This is a genomic window from Streptomyces sp. NTH33, from assembly GCF_003236365.1.
Classification (GTDB): Bacteria; Actinomycetota; Actinomycetes; order Streptomycetales; family Streptomycetaceae; genus Streptomyces.
The window spans coordinates 1-2,234 of the sequence record NZ_POTZ01000738.1 but is presented as its reverse complement, the minus strand read 5'-3'; the positions used below and the strand labels follow the sequence as shown (position 1 = coordinate 2,234).

The following is a 2,234-nucleotide window of genomic DNA, read 5'->3' as shown; positions in this document are numbered from 1 at the left end:
CGGCTGACCCGGCCCCCGCCCCCACGCGCCGCGTTCCGCACCGCGCCGTACCCGACACCAGGAGGATCCCGATCATGACCGACACCTTCACCGAGGAAGCGACCAGCCGCTTCGTGGACCTGCCGAGCGGGCGCGTCCACTACCACGAGTACGGGGAGGGGCACCCGCTCGTGCTGCTGCACGGCTCCGGCCCCGGCGCGACCGGCTGGAGCAACTTCGCGGCGAACATCCGCGAGCTCGGCAAGCGGTTCCGCTGCCTGGCCGTCGACATGCCCGGCTGGGGCAAGTCCGACCCGGTCGGCTACGACGACCGCGACCACGCCGCGACCGCGCTGGAGTTCCTCGACGCGCTGGGCATCGAGCAGGCGGCGTTCATCGGCAACTCGATGGGCGGCGCCACCTCGATCCTGTTCGCCGCGACCCACCAGGAGCGGACCAGCCACCTGATCACCATGGGCGCCGGGGTCGGCGGCGCCCACCTCTTCGTGCCCGGCGGCGGGCCGAGCGAGGGCGTGAGGGTGCTGCAGCGGACCTACCGCGAGCCCACCGAGGAGAACTTCCGCGACCTGGTCGAGGTGATGACCTTCGATCCGGCGCACGCCTCGGAGGAACTGGTCCGCCTCCGCCACAAGGCCGCGGTGGAACGCCCGGACCACCTCGCCAACTTCGCCGCCGGCATCGGCCGGCCGCGCCCGCACATGGCCACCCACGCCCAGATCGCCGGCATCACCGCACCGTCCCTGTTCTTCCACGGCCGCGACGACCGGGTCGTGCACTACGAGAGCTCGCTGAAGCTGGTCTCCCTGGTGCCCCGCTCCCGGATGGTGCTGCTGGCCGGCTGCGGCCACTGGGCCCAGCTCGAGCACGCCGACGAGTTCAACCGCACCGTCACCGACTTCCTGCTCCACAACTGAGGAAGAAAGGGCTTCCGCCATGCACGAGGTACACGAACGGATCCTGGCCCGCGCCGAGGAGATCGCCGCCGAGGCCGCGCCCAGCGACGAACTGGGCCGGCTGACCGACAGGGCGGCCGAGGTGCTGCGCTCCAGCGGCGTCATCCGGATGCTGCAGCCGGCCGAGTTCGGCGGCCACGAGGCCAGTCCGGTCGACTTCTTCCGCACCCTGCGGGACATCGGGGTCCAGTCCTCCTCGGCGGGCTGGGTGGCCGGTGTGGTCGGGGTCCACGCGTTCGAGGTGGCGCAGATGGACATCGCGCTGCAGAAGGAGATCTGGGGCGAGGACCCGGACACCTGGATCGCCTCGCCGTACGCCCCGCTGGGGCGTGCGACCCCGGTCGAGGGCGGGTTCCGGTTCTCCGGTCGCTGGCCGTTCTCCTCGGGCACGGACCACTGCCGGTGGATCATCCTGGGCGGCCTGATCGTGGACGAGGAGGGCAAGCCGGTCCCGGGCGGACTGCGCCACTTCGTCCTTCCGCGGGCGGACTACGAGATCGTCCAGGACTCGTGGGACGTGGTCGGGCTGCGCGGCACCGGCAGCAAGGACATCCTCATCGAGGACAAGTTCGTCCCGGAGCACCGGATCCTCGACCCGGTTCCGATGGAGGACGGCGGCCTGGCCCACCGGGTCGGGCGGGGTGACTCGCCGCTGTACCGGATGCCGTTCCACCCGATGTTCACCGCGGGCATCACCACCGCGACGGTCGCGATGGCGCAGGGCGCCCTGGCGGCGTTCGTCGCCTCGATGCGGGGCCGGGTCACGGCCCGCGGGGTGCGGACCGCCAACGACCCGCACCAGCTCGCCGTGCTGGGCCGGGCGATCTCCGACCTGGAGGCCGGCGAGGTCCAGCTGTTCGAGGACATCGAGCAGATGTGGGAGCGGGCACAGCGCGACGAGCGGTTCCCGGCCGAGGAACGGCTGCGGGTCCGCCGCAACCAGGTCCGCATCGCCCGCCGCGCGGTGGACGCCGTCGACGAGCTGTTCCTGCACGCCGGCGGCTCGGCGCTGCGCAGCGACTCCGTCCTGCAGCGGTGCTGGCGCGACATCCACGCCGCGATGAACCACGCCAGCAACAACGCCGACCCGATCTACCAGGCCTACGGCCTGAACACCTTCGGTCACCCGGTACCGGCGTCGGTGCTCTTCTGATGTCTTCCGGGCGGCCCGCGGGACCCGGTCCCCGCTCAGGACCGGGCAGCGGACGCCGCGCCCTTGCCCGAACGCAGGACCCGGGACAGCCCGAGGGCGGCGGTCCGCACGGCGGGGGCCAGCTGGGC

General features: G+C 72.5%; 2 protein-coding genes. Both read left to right on the top strand.

All coding sequences use genetic code 11. The annotated features are described in order from the left end of the window. The first annotated feature begins 74 nt into the window (after window positions 1-74). Window positions 75-914, top strand: coding sequence for an alpha/beta fold hydrolase (locus tag C1I97_RS35685; protein WP_111007086.1), 840 nt, complete (start codon window positions 75-77; stop codon window positions 912-914). Window positions 915-933: 19 nt separating this feature from the next. Continuing rightward, complete coding sequence (locus tag C1I97_RS35680; protein WP_111007085.1) at window positions 934-2,106, top strand: hydroxylase; 1,173 nt, start codon at window positions 934-936, stop codon at window positions 2,104-2,106. Window positions 2,107-2,234 lie beyond the last annotated feature (128 nt).